Here is an 18,136-nt window from a genome sequence, read left to right on the forward strand (position 1 = left end):
GCTGGGGGAGGTTGGCTGGGGGAGGTTGGCCGAGCACCTTCCCGGCGTGATATCCCTCACCGGCTGACCATGATCGCCGTTTCGGCGGCCCCGGCCGCGATCCCCGCGGTTCGCGGCTCCCGGCCGTCGATCTTCCCGCGGCGGATCGACCGCGGACCCACACCGAACGAGGTCAGCCAGGCCTCCGGCCTCCACCTGATGATCGTCGTCTGGGCAGCCCCGACCGTGCCAGCCGCGGCTGCCGGCGCCCGTTCGCTGATCATAGGCCCGGTACTCCCCCGATCGGGCCACCCCTCGCCCGGGATAACGTGCACTGTGAGCACCACCGGATCCACGCTCGAGGCCGCCCCGGACATCGCCGACCGCGGTCTCCCGGACGCCCGCGGCGGGCTGCGCAACGTCGCCATCGTGGCGCACGTCGACCACGGCAAGACGACGCTGGTGGATGCCATGCTGCGCGCCGCCGGCGCGTTCGGCGAGCGCGCCGAGCCGGTCGACCGGGTCCTCGACTCCGGCGATCTGGAGCGCGAGAAGGGCATCACGATCCTCGCCAAGCACACCGTGGTCGGCTGGCGCGGGATGACGATCAACGTCGTCGACACCCCCGGCCACGCCGACTTCGGCGGCGAGGTCGAGCGCGGTCTGTCCATGGTGGACGGTGTGGTGCTGCTGGTCGACGCGAGCGAGGGCCCACTTCCCCAGACCCGCTTCGTCCTGCGCAAGACCCTCGCCGCGGGCCTGCCGGTCGTGCTGGTGGTCAACAAGACCGACCGGGCCGACGCCCGCTGCGCCGAGGTCGTCGACGAGAGCCTGGAACTGCTGCTCGAGCTGGCCGACGAGCTGGACCTCGACGAGGCCACCACCAGCCAGCTGCTCGACCTGCCGGTCGTCTACGCCAGCGGCCGCGCCGGACGTGCCTGCCGCACCCGCCCGGCCGACGGCGAGCTGCCCGGGGCGCCGAACCTCGACGCCCTGTTCGACACCCTGATCGCGACGATTCCGCCTCCCGCCGATGACCCGCTCGCGCCGCTGCAGGCCCATGTCACCAACCTCGATGCCAGCAGCTTCCTCGGCCGGATCGCGCTGTGCCGGGTACGCGCGGGCACGATCCGCCGCGGCCAGCAGGTGGCCTGGTGCCGGGCCGACGGCACCGTCACCAAAATCAAGATCACCGAACTGTTGCGCACCGAGGCGCTCACCCGCGTCCCGGCCGAGTCCGCGGGCGCAGGCGACCTGGTGGCCGTCGCGGGCATCGCGGACGTCATGATCGGCGACACCCTCGCCGACCCCGAGTACCCGAACCCGTTGCCGCGCATCGCCGTCGACGAGCCCGCGATCTCGGTGACCATCGGGACCAACACCTCGCCGCTGGCCGGCCGGGACCCGCACCCGGGCAGCAAGCTCACCGCGCGGCTGGTGCGCAACCGGCTCGACGCCGAGCTCGTCGGCAACGTCAGCATCCGGGTCCTGCCCACCGAGCGCCCCGATGCGTGGGAGGTGCAGGGCCGTGGGGAGCTCGCGCTGGCGGTGCTGGTCGAGACGATGCGCCGGGAGGGCTTCGAGCTGACCGTCGGCAAGCCCGAGGTCGTCACCCGCACCGTCGACGGCCGGGTGCACGAGCCGTTCGAACGGCTCAGCGTGGACGTGCCCGCCGAGCATCTCGGCGCGGTGACCCAGCTGCTGGCCGCGCGCAAGGGCGAGATGCACCAGATGGTGCACGGCGAGAACCGGGTCCGGATGGACTTCCGGGTGCCCGCCCGTGGTCTCATCGGCTTCCGCACCGAGTTCCTGACGATCACCCGCGGCGCCGGCATCGCCAGCCATGTGTTCGACGGCTACGCCCCGTGGGTGGGCGAGCTGCGCACCCGGCTGCGCGGCTCGCTCGTCGCCGATCGGGACGGGCCCGTCACCGGCTACGCCGTCGACCAGCTCGCCGACCGGGGCGTGCTGTTCGTCGGTCCGGGGACCATCGTCTACAACGGCATGGTCATCGGCGAGCACACCCGTCCCGAGGACCTCGAGGTCAACATCACCAAGGAGAAGAAGCTCACCAACATGCGCTCGTCCACCGGCGACGAGCTGGTGCGGTTGACCCCGCCGACGATCCTGTCCCTCGAGCAGGCGCTGGAGTTCTGCGCGCCCGACGAATGCGTCGAGGTCACCCCGGAGTTCGTGCGGATCCGCAAGGTAGAGCTCGACTCGCACGCCCGCGCGCGTACCCGGGCGCGGGCCCGGGCGGCCGCCCGCTGAGGTCGACGCCTGCGGTGCGACGATGGCCGCGGGCGGACCGGGGGAGGACGACGGTGAGACGGATCGGCACGATCGCCCGCGCCGCCGTCGTGCTCCTGCTGTGCGCGTTGCTCGCCGCGTGCGTCGACCGGCCCGCGCCGCAGCAACCGCCGCCGCCCACCACGGTCGCGGCCGCGGAGCCGACCAGGCTGGTGGTCGGGATCGACGCCCTCGGCGCCGGGTTCAACCCGCATCTGCTCGCCCACCAGTCGGTGGTGACGACGGCGCTGGCCACCCTGGTGCTCCCCTCGGTGTTCCGGCCGGACGCAACCGGGACGCTGCACCTGGACGAGACGATCGCGACGAGCGCCCGCGTCGTGGCCACCGACCCGTTCACGGTGAGCTACGAGCTGAACGTCAAGGCGTCCTGGTCGTCGAATGCGCCGATCGCCGCGGAGGACTTCGTCTACCTCTGGGAGCAGATGCGCAGCCAGCCCGGCGTGGTCGACGCCGCGGGCTACCGGTTGATCACCGATGTGCGGTCCCGGGCCGGTGGCAAGGCCGTCGACGTCGTGTTCTCCCGGCCCTACCCGCAGTGGCAGCAGTTGTTCTCGGGGCTGCTGCCCGCGCACATCCTCAAGGACGCACCCGGGTCGTGGACCGGCGCGCTCGCCGGCGGGTTGCCCGCGTCGGGCGGCCCGTTCCGGATCGTCTCGGTCGACCGGGCCCGGGGCGAGATCCAGCTCACCCGTAACGACCAGTACTGGGCGACGCCTGCGGCGCTCGACCAGATCGTGCTGCGCCGGGTCGACCCGACGACGATGGCCGACGGGCTGCGCGTCGGCGACGTGGATGTGGCGCTGCCCGAGGCCAGCCCGATGGTGCGCCAGGCGCTGTCGGCGCTCGGGCCCGGGGTCCGCGTCCAGGAGGCCCCGCAGCCGGTGGTCACGGACCTCGGCATGCGCGCCGACGGGGGCCCGGTCAGCGACCCCCGGGTGCGCCATGCCCTCGCCTGGTTGCTCGACCGCGCGGCGCTGCGGGCGGCGGTGGCACCCGACGCGCTGGTCGCCGACGCCTTCGGGCTCGCCCCCGCCGAGCCCGGGTACGCGCCCACCGCACCGGCCGGCGCACCGGTGCACCCCGATCCGGGAGCGGCCGAGCGGGCGTTCACCGCGGCCGGGTATGTCCGCGATGCCGACGGCCGATGGGGCCGGGACGGGCAGCCGCTTCGGCTGGTCGTCGGAGCCGCCGCCGAACGCCCGCAGGACGTCCGGTTGGCGGAGGCCATCGCGGCGCAGCTCGACGCGGCGGGGGTGGGCGCGGCGGTCGTCGCGCCGCCCGCCGTGGACCTGTTCGCCGGAGGGCCCGTGCCGCCCACCCCGCCGCCGACGAGCGCCCCGCCGACGCCGACGGATGCCGCGCCCGGCCCGACACCGGCCACGCCGTCCTCGACCGGATCGTCCGCCGCGCCGACCAGCACCCCCGTCCCGGCCGCGCCGGGCGGCGTGCAGGTCGACCTGCTGGTGCTGCCCCGGGTGGTCGGCGGTGACCTCGGCTCGCGGCTCGCGTCGGACTACGGTTGCCCACACCCCACGACCGGGGTGGCCGAGCCGCCCGCGACGCCGACCGGGTTCTGTTTTCCCGCGCTGCAGCCGCTCCTGTACCGGCTGTTGACCGAACCCGCGGACCCCGCGACGACCGCGGCGGTGGAGCGTGTGCTGTGGGCGCAGCTGCCCGCGCTGCCGCTCTTCGAGCCCGTGACGCTCGTCGTGAGCACACCGGCCGCGGATGCCGCGACCGGGATCGGCCCGGGGCCGCTGCAGACCGGCCCGATGACCGGTGCGCAGCGGTGGGTCCAGCCGACGGAATGAGCCGCGATGTCCGGTTGCGCTAGGTTACTGTCGGGTAGGTCGTCGGTGCCGCTACGTCGATCTCTGGTCTCCCTTTGGTCACGATCGCTGATCCCTGGATGACGCGCCACAGTGGTCTTCCTACGGTGCTGGCCAGGAGCGAGGTCGGCGTTGTGCCGCTCCGGCCCGAGTCCCGGGGATGTCTCGGCAGGCGTCCCCACAATGCAGAAAGGCCTACTGAAGCGATGAGAAGGTCGAGACTGGGATCGATCGTCGCGGTCACTGCCGCGGCGGCCATGGTGCTGGCGGCCTGCGGGGGTGGTGGCGGCGGGGGTGGCGGCAATGGCAGCACCAACACCGGCGAGTTCGCCGACTGCGCGACCAACCCGAACACGTGCAACGGCGTGCCCGTCGATCAGCTCCGCCAGGGCGGGCAGATCACCATGGCGATCGAGAAGAACATCCCCAACTGGAACGTGACGTCCTCGGAGGGGAACGTCTTCGAGACCAGCATGGCCACCAAGCCCATGCTGCCCTACACCTTCTACACCGCGCCCGACCTCACCTCGACGCTGAACACCGACTTCATGACCTCGGCCGAGGTCACCAGCACCGACCCGTTCACGGTGACCTACAAGATCAACCCGGCGGCGGTGTGGGACGACGGCACCCCGGTCTCGGCCGACGACTTCGTCTTCAACTGGAAGACGCAGAACGGCCGGGACTGCCCGGACTGCGAGGCGGCCGGCAACGGCGGATACGACCAGATCACCAGCGTGACCGGCGCGGACGGCGGCAAGACCGTCACCGTGACCTACACCAAGCCCTACACCGACTGGAAGGGCCCCTTCGGCTCGGCGAACCCGCTCTACCCGGCGCACATCGCCGCGCAGCAGGGCGACCTGAACACCCCGGCCGGGTTGAAGGCGGCCTTCGACTACTTCGGCACGACCGTGCCGAACTACACCGCGGGCCCCTACAAGGTCGAGAACTGGCAGGACAACATCGCGCTCACCCTGGTGCCGAACCCGAAGTGGTTCGGGGCTGAGAAGCCCAGGCTCGACCGGCTGGTGCTGCGGGTGATCACCGACGCGACCCAGGAACCGATCGCGCTGCAGAACAACGAGGTGCAGGTGCTGTACCCGCAGCCGCAGGTCGACCTCGTGCAGCAGGTGAAGGACATCCCGAACGTGTCGCAGGCGCAGGGCATGGGCCTGACGTGGGAGCTGCTTCAGCTCAACCTGGTCAACCCGTTCCTGGCCGAGAAGCCGCTGCGGCAGGCGCTGTACACCGCGGTGAACCGGGAGGAGATGATCGCCAAGAGCGTCGGCCAGTTCAACCCGGACGTGAAGCCGCTGGGCAGCCCCATGTTCGTCCCGCAGCAGCAGGGGTATGAGGACACGATCACCCCGACCGGGCAGGGCGCCGGCAACGTCGACGCCGCGAAGAAGATCCTCACCGACGCGGGCTACACCGGCGTGGGGACCGCGCTGGTGGCACCCGACGGCCAGCCGGTGCCGACGCTGCGGATGCGCTACACCGTGGGTAACGCGATCCGCCAGCACGAGAGCGAGCTGTTCGCCCAGTCCGCCAAGCAGCTCGGGGTCAACGTCGACATCCAGACGACCGACTCGCTCGGCAAGACCCTGACCACCGGCGACTTCGACGTCATCGTCTACGCCTGGGTGGCCTCGCCGTTCCCGTACGGCGGCGCTCAGCAGCTGTGGCTTTCGGACTCGGGCAGCAACTACGGCAAGTACAAGAACGCCCAGGTCGACGAGCTGATCAACTCGGCCGCCTCGTCCACCGATGAGGCCGCCGCCGCTCAGCAGCTCAACCAGGCGAGCACGATCATGTCCGAGGACGCCTACGTCCTGCCGCTCTACCAGAAGCCGACGTTCGTGGCGGTGCAGAACAGCGTCGCCAACGTCCGCAACAACTCCTCGCTCGACGGCCCGACCTACAACACGGCCGAATGGGGCCTGCGGCCCGCGAGCTGACCCGGCAGGTGCCTCCGGGCGGCCACCCAGGCCGCCCGGAGGCACCTCGGTCGTTCACCTGACCAGCGCCGGTTCGGTGCCACAAGCACCGTTCCGCCCGTTCTGCCGGAGGAAGTGCCTGCATGCTCGCCTTTGCAGTGCGCAGGATCCTCATCTCGATCCCGATCCTGCTCGTCGCGTCCTTCATCGTCTTCGCGCTGGGAACGTTCGCGGGCAACCCCCTCGACCCCCTGCTGGCGAAGAACCCACCCGCGCCGCCGAACGTCATCGCCGCGGAGACGCAGCGGCTGCATCTGGACCAGCCGCTGATCCCGCGCTACTTCGCCTGGCTCGGCGGCCTGTTCCGCGGCGACTTCGGCCCCTCGGTGGTCTCGACCGTCGACATCGGATCCGAGTTGGGCGCCCGGTTCTGGGTCACGCTCCGGCTGATCGCGCTCGCGATGGTCATCGCGCTGATCCTGGCGGTGGTCGTCGGCGTGATCAGCGCGGTGAAGCAGTACTCCGCGGTCGACTACACCGCGACCTTCCTGGGCTTCCTGTTCCTGGCCATGCCCTCGTTCTGGCTGGCGATCCTGCTCAAGCAGGGGGGGATCGAGTTCAACAACGCGATGGGTGACCAGGTCCTCTACACGATCGGCGCGAGCTCGGTTCCGCCTCCGTCCGGGTTCGGCGCCCAGGTGGCCGACGTGCTCGGGCACATGGTGCTACCGACGATCTCGCTCGCGCTGATCTCGTACGCCGCGTGGAGCCGCTTCACCCGTGCCTCGATGCTCGAAGTGATCAACAGCGACTACATCCGGCTGGCCAGGGCGAAGGGGCTGTCGCGACGCCGGGTGCTGGTCAAGCACGCGCTGCGCACCGCGCTGATCCCACTCACCACCGTCACGGCGCTGGACATCGCCGCGATCATCGGCGGCGCGGTGGTCACCGAGACGGTCTTCCAGTGGCGGGGGATGGGCGACTTCCTGCTCCAGTCCATCCGCGCCGACGACGTCTACGCCGCGTCGTCCTGGCTGCTCGTGGCGGCCACCATCGTCATCGGGTTCAATCTGATCGCCGACCTGCTCTACGGCGTCCTCGACCCCAGGATCCGCTATGCCTGAGACCGCCCGTGAGGCCTCCTCGGCTCCGGCGTCCGCCCCGGCGCAACCCGGGCCGGCCGCGTCACCGGAGCGCGAGTTCACCGTCGAACAGCGCAGCCAGGCCCAGCTGGTGCTGCGCCGCTTCGTGCAGCACCGGGCCGCGATGATCAGTCTGCTCGTGCTGCTGGCGGTCGTGCTGCTGGCCTACGTCGGCGGCGCGCTCTGGCACTACGAGGCCGGCCAGATCACCCCGGACAACTCGCAGCCGCCGTCGCTGGACCACCCGTTCGGCACCGACGCCGTCGGCCGGGACCAGTTCGCCCAGGTGCTGCGCGGGACGCGGATCTCGCTGCAGGTGGCGGTGCTCGTCGCGCTGTTCGCGACCGCCGTCGGCACCCTGTGGGGCTCGGTGGCCGGCTACTTCGGCGGTCGAGCGGACACGATCATGATGCGGATCTCGGACCTGGTGCTGACCCTGCCGCTGATCGCGGTCGCGGCGATGCTCGCGCACAACTTCGGCGGGACCTGGTACCTGATCGCGCTGGTGATCGCCGGGCTGTACTGGGCGTACGTGTCGCGCGTGGCGCGCGGAGTGATCCTCTCGTTGCGCGAGAAGGAGTACATCGAGGCGGCCAGGGCGCTGGGGGCCACCCACACCCGCATCATCCTGCGGCACCTGATCCCCAACGCGCTCGGCTCGCTCCTGGTGAACCTGACGATCCTGGTGGCGCTCGCGATCCTGCTGGAGACCGCGCTGTCGTATCTCGGGTTCGGTGTGCAAAGCCCCGACACCTCGCTGGGGCTGTTGGTCAGCGAGGCCCAGACGGCGCTGACGACCCGGCCGTGGCTGTTCTACTTCCCCGGCATCTTCATCATCGTCATCGCGTTGACCATCAACTTCATCGGTGACGGCCTGCGCGACGCGTTCGATCCGCAGCAGACCAAGGTGCGCCAGTGACCCCCGCCGACGTGCTGTCTCCCGCGAAGGCGGAATCATGACCGACACCCTCCTGGAGGTCTCCGGCCTCACCGTCTCCTTCCCCAGCGACGACGGGCTGGTACGGGCCGTGCGCGGGGTGGACTACGAACTTCGTCGTGGCGAGGTGCTGGGCATCGTGGGGGAGTCGGGCTCCGGGAAGTCGGTGACCTCGCTGGCGGTGATGGGTCTGCTCCCGCGCTCGGCCAAGGTCAGCGGATCGGCCCGGTTCGACGGAACCGAACTGCTGGGCGCGTCGGACGCCGAACTCAGCCGGTTCCGGGGCAAACGCATTGCGATGATCTTCCAGGACCCGATGACCTCGCTGAACCCGGTCTACACGGTGGGATACCAGATCGCCGAGGCGGTCCGGGCGCATCACGACGTCAGCAAGGCCGCGGCGCTCGATCGGGCCGTCGAGCTGCTCGAGGTCGTGCGGATCCCGAACCCGAGGCAGCGGGCGAACGCCTACCCGCACGAGATGTCCGGCGGCATGCGCCAGCGGGTCGTCATCGCGATCGCGATGGCGAACGACCCGGATGTGATCATCGCGGACGAGCCGACGACCGCGCTGGACGTGACCGTGCAGGCGCAGGTCATGGAGGCGCTGGAGACCGCGCAGCACCGCACCGGCGCGGCGATGGTGTTGATCACACACGACCTGGGGGTGATCGCGGGCCAGGCCGACCGGGTGATGGTGATGTACGCGGGCAAACTCGTCGAGGTCGGCAGCGCCGACGACGTCTTCTACGCCCCGCGGATGCCCTACACCCTCGGCCTGCTCGGCAGCCTGCCCCGGCTCGACCGGCCCAGCAAGCGGCTCACCCCGATCAGCGGCTCCCCGCCGTCACTGATCAACATGCCGCCCGGCTGCCCGTTCACGCCGCGCTGCCCGCTGGCCCGGGAGCGCTGCGAGCAGAGCGAGCCCGAGCTCCTGGCGACCACGGGTGCGGGCCACCTGGCGGCCTGCCATTTCTCGGACGAGCTCGTCGACGTGAGCGCGGACCAGCTGTTCCGCGGCGCGGAGACCGACGCCGCGGCGCTGTCCACGTTCGCCGAGGGAACGGACGCGACGTCATGAGCGCCGCCCCCCTGCTGGAGGTCCGGGACCTGGTCAAACACTTCCCGGTGCGCTCCAAGGGCCTGATCCGCCGCGATGTCGGCATGGTGCACGCCGTGTGCGGGGTGTCGCTGGAGCTCGCCGAGGGCGAGACGCTGGGGCTGGTCGGGGAGTCCGGCTGCGGCAAGTCCACGACGGCGCGCCTGGTGTTGCAGCTGCTGCCCGTCACCTCGGGCAGCGTCCGCTACCGGGGCCAGGACCTGACGGCGTTGAGTACCACGGAGATGCGGGCGCTGCGCCGCGATCTGCAGATCGTCTTCCAGGACCCGTACGCCTCGCTCGATCCGCGGCTGCCGGTCAACGAGATCATCGCCGAGCCGCTGCGCATCCACGGTCGCTACGCCGGTGGCGGCCGCGAGCAGGTGCGCGACCTGATGCGGACCGTCGGGCTCAAACCCGAGCACGGAAACCGGTTCCCGCACGAGTTCTCCGGCGGGCAGCGCCAGCGCATCGGGGTGGCCCGAGCGCTGGCCCTGCGCCCCAAGGTGTTGGTGCTCGACGAGCCGGTCTCCGCGCTCGACGTGTCGATCCAGGCCGGGGTGCTCAACCTGCTCGCCGAACTGCAGTCGGAGCTGGGGCTCGCGTACCTGTTCGTCTCGCACGACCTGTCGGTCGTGCGGCATATCGCCGACCGGATCGCCGTGATGTACCTCGGTAAGATCGTCGAGACCGGCCCGGCCGACCAGTTGTTCTCCGGTCCCGCGCATCCCTACACCCAGGCGCTGATCTCGGCGATCCCGCTGCCCGACCCACGCAAGGAGCGGGCCAGGGAGCGGATCACCGTCGTGGGGGACGTGCCCAACCCGGTCTCGCCGCCCAGCGGCTGCCGGTTCCGCACCCGCTGTCCCACCTTCGCGGGCGAGCTGAGCGAGGCGGAGCGCAGCCAGTGCATCGACGCCGAGCCCGAGCTCGCCGACCGCGGGCAGGGCCATCCGGTGGCCTGCCACTACGCCCGGCAGCGACGCCTGCTCTGAAGCCTCGGCGGTCGCCGCCGAACCACCCCGGCAGCAGCGCCGACGCCGCGAGTTGCGATGCTGAGGCGGTGACGCTTCCTTCGCGTCGGCTCGTGCTGGTGCATGCGCATCCGGACGACGAGACGCTGACCACCGGCGGCACGATCGCCCGCTACGCCGCCGAACCGGATACCGCGGTCACCCTCGTGACGTGCACGCTCGGCGAGGAGGGCGAGGTCATCCCGCCCGAGCTCGCCGAGCTGGCCCCGGACCGCGCCGACCAGCTCGGGGGTTACCGCATCGGTGAGCTGGCTCGCGCAGCGGCCGCGCTGGGCCTGCGCGACCAGCGCTTCCTGGGTGGGGTCGGCCGCTGGCGCGACTCCGGGATGGTGCTCGCCGGGCACGGTGTCCGGGCGGCCACCCCGGCCGAGCTGCACCCGCGCGCGTTCGCCGACCCGGCGATGTTCGACGAGCAGGTCGCGCAGCTGCGCGCGCTGCTCGCGCAGCTGCGCCCACAGGTCGTGGTCAGCTACTCCGACGACGGTGGCTACGGACATCCCGATCACGTCCGTGCGCACCAGATCACCGTCGCCGCCGCCGAGGCCACGCCGGACGTGCAGAAGGTCTACTTCACCGCGGTGGGCCGGTCCGGCCTCGCGGCCGGGCTCGCCGCGTTGTCCGGGCGCAACGGCATGCCGTTCCGGCTCCCCGCCGCCGACGAGCTGCCCAGCGTCGCCGATGAGCGGATCACCACCCGGATCGACGTCGCCGCGCAGCGGGCGGCCCGGATCGCCGCGATGCGCGCGCACGCCACCCAGATCAGCGTCTGGGAGCGCGGGGACACCGTCGCGTTCGCGATGAGCAACGGGGTCGCCCAGCCGCTGCTGGACGTGGAGGAGTTCGTGCTGGCCGGTGGGGCGGCGCGAACCGAGACCGACCTGTTCGACGGCGTCATACCGTGAGAGTCGCGGTGTTGGCCGTGCTGCTCGTCGACTCGGCGCTGCTGGCCGCCGTGGAGCTGATGTTCCAGCCGTCGTACATCGGTGCCGTGCCCGCACCGATCGGGACCGTCGTGGTGGCGGTGACCCTGCCGTGGCTGGTCCGGCGGGCGGCCGAGGTGGACACCGCGCCGGCGGTCGCCGGATCGCCGATTCTGGTGTGGGTGCTCGTCACCGGCGTCCTCGGGCTCGCCGGACCGGGCGGGGACGCGCTGCTGCCCGGGACGTGGCAGTCGCTGCTTCTGGTGATCGCCGGGCTCGCGACCGGGCTGCTGGCCTGGCGCCGCGCCCTCGACCTGCACGACACCCGCGCGGCGGGGGAGCGTTCTCGCCCGGCCGGGAGCGCACGTGGGTGAAGCGATCAGCGACGCGGCGGTCGTCGCCGTCCTACGACCGTTCGTGCGGGCCGCGCGTCCGGTTCTGACCGGGCTGCGCGAGGCCGACCCGTTCGGGCTGCAAACGCGGGCGCAGGGCGCGGCGCCCGGGTCGATGGAGCAGCGCCGCCTGCGTGAGAGGGCGCTGGACGCGTTGGCCTCCGTCAAGGTGCCGGGGACGGCGGCCTGGGCCGCGATGGACGTCGAGCAGCGGTGCCAGTGGTGGATCCACCGGGTCGGCCGGTTCACGACCGTGATCGCGGCGGTTCCCGGGCTGGGTGGGGCGCTGGCCCGCAGCTTTCCGGTGTCGGACACGGTGGCCGCGGCCGGTCAGGGGTTGCTGCTGTGTGCGCTCGCCGGCGAGCACGGAATCACCGACGAGGAAACGCTGGTCGCGTTGCTGGGGGCGGTGCTGTTCCGGCGTGACCTCACCCCGCGGGCGCTGAGTCCGGCCGACGACGCCGTCGTCGCCGCGCGGGCGGCCGAGCTGACCGGTGATCTCGCCGACCGCCGGTCGGCCCCGACCCTGCGCCAGATCGCGGGTGCGGTGTGGCGCCTGGGGCGGGCCCTGTTCGCGTACTCCGACGAACTGGACAAGCGACCGCACGGACGCTTCTACCACGATGCGATCCAGATGGTGCCCCTCGTCGGCGTCATGGGGCGGTACCTCGGGGAGTGGTCGGGGCTCAAACGGGCCGCACGGAAGGCACATGACTGGATGGCCGCCCGCTGAGCCGCCCGTCACCGGGGGACGAGGAAGTGGTAGCGGTGGTGTTCGGTGGCACCCAGCGCCTCGTAGCACGCCAGCGCGCCGGTGTTGCGCAGCTCCACCTGCAGCACCGCCCAGCGCGCGCCTCGCTCCCGCCCCCACCGCGCCGCGGCCGCGGTGAGCGCGGTGGCCACCCCGGTGCGCCGGACCTCGGGCCGAACCGCCACCAGGGCGAGATAGAGGTGGTCGGCCACCACGGCGGCCCGGAGAACGCCGACGGTCTCGCCGTCCGGGCCGCGGGCGCTCCCGAAACCTGTGCGCAGGCCGCTCTCGGGTGCCACCACCCGCCGTTGCGCCGGGGTCGGTGGCCCGCCCAGCGCGAGCGCCCACCACTCGGCGCCGGGCCGGGGGCCGATCTCGACCCGCAGCCCGGGCCGGTCGGGCGCCGTCGCCAGCCGGTCCAGGTCGGCCACCAGGACGCCGATCCGCGGTCCCGGATCATGCTCCTCGTCGACCACCCAGCCCTCGGCGGCGACGGCGCTGGACCAGGGAGAGCCGATCGGCACCTGGACGCGGGGCGGGATCGCATGCTCGGCCGCGAACGCCTGGACGGCCGCGAGCGCGGCGGGCAGCGGTGCGTCCGGGTGGCCGATCGCCAGCGCCGCGTTGGCCCGTCCGGTGAAACCGTGTGCGGCCCGCAGCCGCCAGTCCCCCAGCGGGCGATCGACCAGCGCGGGCCAGGCGTCCGCGCACAACGACTCCAGCCGGGCCACCGCCTGCCACGACGGCCGTTTCGGCCGGGCCGGCGGCACCGCTCGCACGGCGGCGACGGCGGAGCGGGCCACCGCGACGGGTCCGCGCCGGGTGGCCACGACGACCGTCGCAACGCCCTCGCGCACGCCCCCGTCGGACAGCTCGCCGACGACATCGGTGAACAGTGGGCGCCCATCGCGCTCGCCGATCCGGTGCCGCAGCGCGACCCGGGAGCCCACCAGCGTGTCCAACTGCTCGGCCGTGCCCATGATGGGGCCATCCTTCCGCACCTGCCGCGCAATGGGCGTTCAGGGCGGGTTAGTCTGCCTGGCGACGCGTACCGTCCCCCGGTCCCGAAGTGATCGGACCAGAGGGTGATACTGGGAGCGTTCTGTTGCCCGAGTGGAGGACCACCGAAGTGACCTACGTGATCGCTGAGCCCTGTGTCGATCTGCTCGACAAGGCGTGCATCGAAGAGTGTCCGGTGGACTGCATCTACGAGGGCGGTCGGATGATGTACATCCACCCCGACGAGTGCGTCGACTGCGGTGCCTGTGAGCCGGTGTGCCCCGTGGAGGCGATCTACTACGAGGACGACGTCCCCGAGCAGTGGTCGGCCTACACCAAGGCGAACGCCGACTTCTTCGAGGAGCTGGGCTCGCCGGGTGGCGCGTCCAAGGTGGGTAAGATCGCTCGTGACATGGAGCCGGCCGCGAGCCTGCCCCCGCAGTCGCACGACGAGTGAGACCGACCGCGCTGCCCGATTTTCCCTGGGACTCGCTGGCCGGGGAGAAGGCTCTGGCCGAGGCCCATCCGGACGGCATCGTCGACCTCTCGGTCGGCACGCCGGTCGACCCGGTTCCGGCCGTCGTCCGGGCGGCGCTGACCGGTCCCGCCGCTGGTGAGCCCGGTTATCCGACCACGCACGGACCGACCGCGCTGCGTGCGGCGATCGCCGCCTCACTCGTGCGGCGGTTCGGCGTGTCCGAGGTCGACCCGGCCGCGGTACTGCCCACGATCGGCTCCAAGGAACTCGTCGCGTGGCTGCCCACGCTGCTCGGGCTCGGGCCCGGTGACGTCGTCGTCATCCCGGAGCTGGCGTATCCCACCTACGAGGTGGGCGCCCGGCTGGCCGGCGCCGACTGGCTGCGTTCCGACCAGCCCGATGCGGCCGGGCCGCGCCGGGTCCGGCTGGTCTGGCTGAACTCGCCGTCGAACCCGACGGGCCGAGTCCTGCCGGTGGAGCGGCTGCGCGCGGTCGTGGCGTGGGCTCGGGACCGGGGCGCCGTCGTGGCCTCCGACGAGTGTTATCTGGCGCTGCCGGGGCACGCCGACCCGGCGCCGGTCTCAGTGCTGCACCCGCAGGTCTGCGGCGGCGACCATACCGGCCTGCTCGCCGTGCACTCGATGTCGAAGTCGTCGAATCTCGCGGGCTATCGGGCCGCGTTCGTGGCGGGCGACCCGGCGCTGGTGGCGAGTCTGCTCGAGGTGCGTAAGCACGCCGGGATGATGCTGCCGCGGCCGGTGCAGGCCGCGATGGCCGCGGCGGTGGCCGACGACGAGCACATCGCCGCGCAGGCCGCGGTGTACGACGCGCGACGGGCCCGGCTGCGCGATGCGCTGGAGAAGGCCGGGCTGCGGGTCGACCATTCGCAGGCCGGGTTGTACCTGTGGGCGACCGCGGGTCAGCCCTGCCGGTTGACCGTTCGCGACCTGGCCGCGCATGGTGTTCTGGTGGCACCGGGGGAGTTCTATGGGGCGGCGGGGGCGGAGCATGTCCGGGTGGCCGTCACCGCGAGCGACGAGCGGATCGACGCGGCGGTGCGCCGGTTGACCTCGTGACCGGATCCGGGGGGTCCCGGTCGGTCCGCCCGATCGTGGTGCTGCTGGGCCTGCTCGCTCTGGCGGCCAACCTTCGGGCGGCGCTGGCCGGCTATCCGCCGCTGATCGAGACCGCCCGCGACGAGCTGCACATCTCCGCGGGCGCCGCCGGGCTCGTCCAGGCCTCGGCGGTGCTGATGATGGCGGTGGGCTCGTTCGCCGGCTCGGCCTTCGGTGGCCGGTTCGGGCGTGAGCGCGCCCTCGGCATCTCGGTGGGACTCGTCGCCCTCGGCAGCCTGGTGCGCGGCCTTCCGGCGCTGGGCCCGCTCATCGGTGGCAGCGTGCTCATCGGCCTGGGCATCGGGTTGGCCGGGGTGCTGCTGACCGGGGTGGTCAAGGAACACCTCGCCGACCGGGCGGGCGCTGCGACCGGCGGTTACGTCGTGTCGATGATGGTCGGGGCGACGGCGGCGAGCGCCGCCGCCGTCCCGCTGGCCGTGGCGCTGGGCGGCTGGTCGGTCTCGCTCGCCGTGTGGGCGGTGCCCGCGGTGCTCGCGGTGGCCGCCTGGACGCCGGTGGCCTGGCGGATGGGCGGCCCGGACCGGGCGGCGCCGCGGCTGCCGCTGCCGGTGCGCGACCCGTTCGCCCGCCGCGCCGCCTGCTACATGGTGGGCACGTCGATGATGTTCTACGGCTGGCTGACCTGGTTGTCGCCCTACTACCAGGCGCAGGGCTGGAGCGCGCAGCGGGCGGGGCTGCTGCTGGGGGTCTGGAGCATCACCCAGATCCCGGTGGCCCTGCTGGTGCCGATGCTGGCCGAGCGTCGCAGGCGCTGGCGGTTCTGGTCCGGGACGACACTGGCCTGCGGGATCGCCGGGACCCTCGGGGCGTTGCTGGTGCCCGAGCTCGGGCTCCTCGGACCGTGGCTGTGGGTGGTGCTGGTGGGGGTCGGGCTGGGTGCCGGGTTCCCGCTGGGCCTGGCGGTGATCGCCTGGCGCACCCCCGATGGCGACTCCAGTGCGGCGGTCAGCGGCCTGGCGCTGGGCGTCGGCTACGCCGCCGCCGGCGCCGGTCCGCTGCTGATGGGCGTGCTGATCGACCTCACCGGCGGGTTCGCGGCCGCGATCGCGGTGCTGCTGGCCGCGGGGCTGCTGCAGGCCACGGCGATCTGGCGGATCGGGGACCGGCCCCGTCCCGGGGACGCCCCGGTCGAACCCGAACGGGCCGCTACAGCTCCGCCGCCCGCCGGCTGACCGCCAGCCACGCGTCCCGCCATTCGCCGCGCTTGGCTTCGGCCCGGGTGCGTTCGCGCTCGACGAGGCGGCCGGCGACGAACACGACGTGCGCGTCGGGGTACTCGCCGAGATCGTCGAGCAGGCCGCGGATGCGCTGCTCGGCCACGCAGGCGTCCTGGTGGTCGCCGAGCACCTCCTGCAGGTGCTCGGTGGCCCTGAGCAGCCGGGTGACCGGCTTGCCGAGGGCGGGCTGGGTCAGCTCTGCGGTGTAGCGAAGGCGTTTGCCGTGGATGCGCAGCGCGTGCAGGGTCTCGTCCGACGGGTCCGTACCCGCGCGGGCGACGGCCTTCTCGAGCTTGCGGGCCTCGGTCCGGACCAGATCGATGAGCTCGGGTTGATCCCCGCCGGCCGGAGCCGTGGGCAGCGGCCCCCGGATCGCCGCCGTGAGGCTCTCGAGCAGCGAGGTGTAGCGCGGCGCCTCGAGAGCGGCCATCATCACTTCCCGCGCCGCCACCCGCTCGCGGACCAGCGCGCCGACGAGGACGTCGCCGGCCTTCCGCTCGTTCTTCGGGAGCGTGGCGAGCTCACCGCGCAGCCGCAGCAGCATGACGTCGAGGTCGCGCACCGGGCCGAGGGCTCCGCCCAGCCAGCCGAGCTCGGTGCGCAGCTCGTCGGCCCACTCGGCGTCCAGGAGCGGCCGGGCGGCCTTGAGCGTGGCCCGCATGCGGCGCACCGAGACCCGCATCTGGTGCAGGTCCTCGATGTCGACTCCGCTTCGGGTGCCCGGGTCGTGGCTGAGCAGCGCCCGAAGCCGCAGATCCAGCGCCGCCCGAACCTGGTGCACGGGTGGGTCGCCGGGCTTCGCGGTCACCGGCCTCGGCAGCTCGACCAGATGTGTGCCGGTCGGGGCACGTCGGGCACGACGGGGCGCAGCAGCGGACACGGCCGCATTCTAGGCCACCCGAATGATTCCGTTCGCCCGTAACGTTCAGTTGGCGTGCAGCGCCTCGTTGAGCGCGATGCCGTCGCCGGTGCGCGGCAGTGCCTCGACCGCTCCGGTCACCGAGTTGCGGCGCAGCAGCAGCCCGTCCTTCCCGGACAGCATCCGGGCCGCCAGGGTGCTGCCGTCGGGCAGCGTGACCTTGGTACCCGCGGTGACGTACAGCCCGGCCTCGACCACACAGTCATTGCCCAAGGAGATCCCGATCCCGGCGTTGGCCCCGATCAGGCAGCGCTTGCCGACCGAGATGACGTCCTTCCCGCCACCCGACAACGTCCCCATGATCGAGGCACCGCCGCCGAGGTCGGAGCCGTCGCCGAGGACGACGCCCGCCGAGATCCGCCCCTCCACCATCGAGGCGCCGAGGGTGCCCGCGTTGAAGTTGACGAACCCCTCGTGCATGACCGTGGTCCCCTCGGCCAGATGCGCGCCCAGCCGGACCCGGTCGGCGTCGGCGATGCGCACCCCGGTGGGGAGCACGTAGTCGACCATCCGCGGGAACTTGTCCACGCCGTACACGACGACGGGGCCGCGCGCCTTGAGCCGGGCCCGGACGAGCTCGAACCCGGCGACCGCGCACGGACCGTGGTTGGTCCAGACGACGTTCGCGAGCAGTCCGAACACGCCGTCGAGGTTGATCTCCCGCGGGCGGACCAGCCGCGCCGAGAGCAGGTGCAGCCGCAGGTAGACGTCGTGCGCGTCGGTGGCCGGATCGGCCAGCGAGGCGATCTCGGTGCGGACGATGCTCGTCCGTACCCCCCGTGCCGGGTCCGCGCCGACCAGGGGTTCCAGCTCGGCGGCCGCGTCGCGGGCGGCGCCCGAGCCCAGGGCCGGTGCCGGGTACCAGGTGTCCAGGACGGTCCCGTCGGCGGTCACGGTGGCCAGTCCGGTGCCGGATGCGCCCTCGGCGTGCAGTGCGGTGCTCACGGGTGGCAACGGTAACCGGCGGAGGTGGTCCGGCGCCCTCCGGATGCCGGCTCGAGCGCGGACGGCGGCCACGGACGCCGGGTCGGCGCCCGGCGTTGCGGCCGGACGG

At 72.5% G+C, this 18,136-nt stretch carries 17 protein-coding genes; 13 read left to right on the forward strand and 4 right to left on the reverse strand.

The genetic code is table 11. From position 1 onward, the window contains the following. Positions 1 to 56: 56 nt before the first annotated feature. On the reverse strand, positions 57 to 263 hold the full coding sequence (locus ACFQE5_RS06920; protein ID WP_379583976.1) for a hypothetical protein: 207 nt from the start codon (positions 261 to 263) through the stop codon (positions 57 to 59). Positions 264 to 354: 91 nt separating this feature from the next. Here ACFQE5_RS06920 and typA point away from each other — a divergent pair, with 91 nt between their 5' ends. The 10 genes from typA to ACFQE5_RS06970 all read left to right on the forward strand — a co-directional run bounded on the left by typA (position 355) and on the right by ACFQE5_RS06970 (position 12,315). Continuing rightward, entirely contained in the window at positions 355 to 2,250 is a 1,896-nt protein-coding gene (gene typA, locus ACFQE5_RS06925; protein ID WP_379584074.1) for a translational GTPase TypA, read from the forward strand. Between the two features lie 53 nt (positions 2,251 to 2,303). After that, the gene (locus ACFQE5_RS06930) at positions 2,304 to 4,100 is read left to right on the forward strand and encodes an ABC transporter family substrate-binding protein (RefSeq protein ID WP_379583977.1); all 1,797 of its coding nucleotides are present in this window, start codon (positions 2,304 to 2,306) and stop codon (positions 4,098 to 4,100) included. A gap of 224 nt (positions 4,101 to 4,324) precedes the next feature. Next, a complete protein-coding gene (locus ACFQE5_RS06935) occupies positions 4,325 to 6,079 on the forward strand; it encodes an ABC transporter family substrate-binding protein (protein ID WP_379583978.1) in 1,755 nt (584 codons plus the stop codon). Positions 6,080 to 6,201: 122 nt separating this feature from the next. Further along, on the forward strand, positions 6,202 to 7,182 hold the full coding sequence (locus tag ACFQE5_RS06940) for an ABC transporter permease (RefSeq protein ID WP_379583979.1): 981 nt from the start codon (positions 6,202 to 6,204) through the stop codon (positions 7,180 to 7,182). After that, positions 7,175 to 8,119: an ABC transporter permease gene (locus ACFQE5_RS06945; RefSeq protein WP_379583980.1), complete on the forward strand. Its 945-nt coding sequence runs from the start codon at positions 7,175 to 7,177 to the stop codon at positions 8,117 to 8,119. The genes ACFQE5_RS06940 and ACFQE5_RS06945 overlap by 8 nt, the downstream gene beginning before the upstream one ends. 37 nt (positions 8,120 to 8,156) lie before the next feature. After that, positions 8,157 to 9,218 carry an ABC transporter ATP-binding protein gene (locus ACFQE5_RS06950; protein ID WP_379583981.1) on the forward strand — a complete coding sequence of 354 codons (1,062 nt, stop codon included), beginning with the start codon at positions 8,157 to 8,159 and terminating at the stop codon, positions 9,216 to 9,218. After that, complete coding sequence (locus ACFQE5_RS06955) at positions 9,215 to 10,231, forward strand: ABC transporter ATP-binding protein (protein ID WP_379583982.1); 1,017 nt, start codon at positions 9,215 to 9,217, stop codon at positions 10,229 to 10,231. The genes ACFQE5_RS06950 and ACFQE5_RS06955 overlap by 4 nt, the downstream gene beginning before the upstream one ends. A gap of 68 nt (positions 10,232 to 10,299) precedes the next feature. Then, positions 10,300 to 11,172, forward strand: a complete 873-nt coding sequence (gene mshB / locus ACFQE5_RS06960; RefSeq protein WP_379583983.1) for an N-acetyl-1-D-myo-inositol-2-amino-2-deoxy-alpha-D-glucopyranoside deacetylase — start codon at positions 10,300 to 10,302, stop codon at positions 11,170 to 11,172. An 8-nt stretch (positions 11,173 to 11,180) separates the two neighbouring features. After that, positions 11,181 to 11,564: a hypothetical protein gene (locus ACFQE5_RS06965; RefSeq protein ID WP_379583984.1), complete on the forward strand. Its 384-nt coding sequence runs from the start codon at positions 11,181 to 11,183 to the stop codon at positions 11,562 to 11,564. Next, positions 11,557 to 12,315 carry a hypothetical protein gene (locus ACFQE5_RS06970; protein WP_379583985.1) on the forward strand — a complete coding sequence of 253 codons (759 nt, stop codon included), beginning with the start codon at positions 11,557 to 11,559 and terminating at the stop codon, positions 12,313 to 12,315. Before ACFQE5_RS06965 ends, ACFQE5_RS06970 begins: the two co-directional genes overlap by 8 nt. 8 nt (positions 12,316 to 12,323) lie before the next feature. Here the strand turns inward: ACFQE5_RS06970 and ACFQE5_RS06975 are convergent, their stop codons facing one another. After that, positions 12,324 to 13,313: a GNAT family N-acetyltransferase gene (locus ACFQE5_RS06975; protein ID WP_379583986.1), complete on the reverse strand. Its 990-nt coding sequence runs from the start codon at positions 13,311 to 13,313 to the stop codon at positions 12,324 to 12,326. A gap of 149 nt (positions 13,314 to 13,462) precedes the next feature. Here ACFQE5_RS06975 and fdxA point away from each other — a divergent pair, with 149 nt between their 5' ends. Genes fdxA through ACFQE5_RS06990 form a run of 3 tightly spaced genes read left to right on the forward strand, consistent with a single transcriptional unit; the run spans position 13,463 to position 16,118 of the window. Next, positions 13,463 to 13,789 carry a ferredoxin gene (fdxA, locus tag ACFQE5_RS06980; protein ID WP_379583987.1) on the forward strand — a complete coding sequence of 109 codons (327 nt, stop codon included), beginning with the start codon at positions 13,463 to 13,465 and terminating at the stop codon, positions 13,787 to 13,789. After that, positions 13,786 to 14,886, forward strand: a complete 1,101-nt coding sequence (dapC, locus tag ACFQE5_RS06985; RefSeq protein ID WP_379583988.1) for a succinyldiaminopimelate transaminase — start codon at positions 13,786 to 13,788, stop codon at positions 14,884 to 14,886. The genes fdxA and dapC overlap by 4 nt, the downstream gene beginning before the upstream one ends. Further along, positions 14,883 to 16,118, forward strand: coding sequence for an MFS transporter (locus ACFQE5_RS06990; RefSeq protein WP_379583989.1), 1,236 nt, complete (start codon positions 14,883 to 14,885; stop codon positions 16,116 to 16,118). Before dapC ends, ACFQE5_RS06990 begins: the two co-directional genes overlap by 4 nt. On the opposite strand, the gene ACFQE5_RS06995 is transcribed toward ACFQE5_RS06990, so the two are convergent. Together ACFQE5_RS06995 and dapD are read right to left on the reverse strand one after the other, a co-directional pair. Further along, on the reverse strand, positions 16,093 to 17,043 hold the full coding sequence (locus tag ACFQE5_RS06995) for a CHAD domain-containing protein (protein WP_379583990.1): 951 nt from the start codon (positions 17,041 to 17,043) through the stop codon (positions 16,093 to 16,095). The genes ACFQE5_RS06990 and ACFQE5_RS06995 overlap by 26 nt on opposite strands. 45 nt (positions 17,044 to 17,088) lie before the next feature. Next, entirely contained in the window at positions 17,089 to 18,027 is a 939-nt protein-coding gene (gene dapD, locus ACFQE5_RS07000) for a 2,3,4,5-tetrahydropyridine-2,6-dicarboxylate N-succinyltransferase (RefSeq protein ID WP_379583991.1), read from the reverse strand. Positions 18,028 to 18,136: the final 109 nt, after the last annotated feature.

It is taken from the genome of Pseudonocardia hispaniensis, from assembly GCF_042658695.1.
Lineage (GTDB): Bacteria > Actinomycetota > Actinomycetes > Mycobacteriales > Pseudonocardiaceae > Pseudonocardia > Pseudonocardia hispaniensis.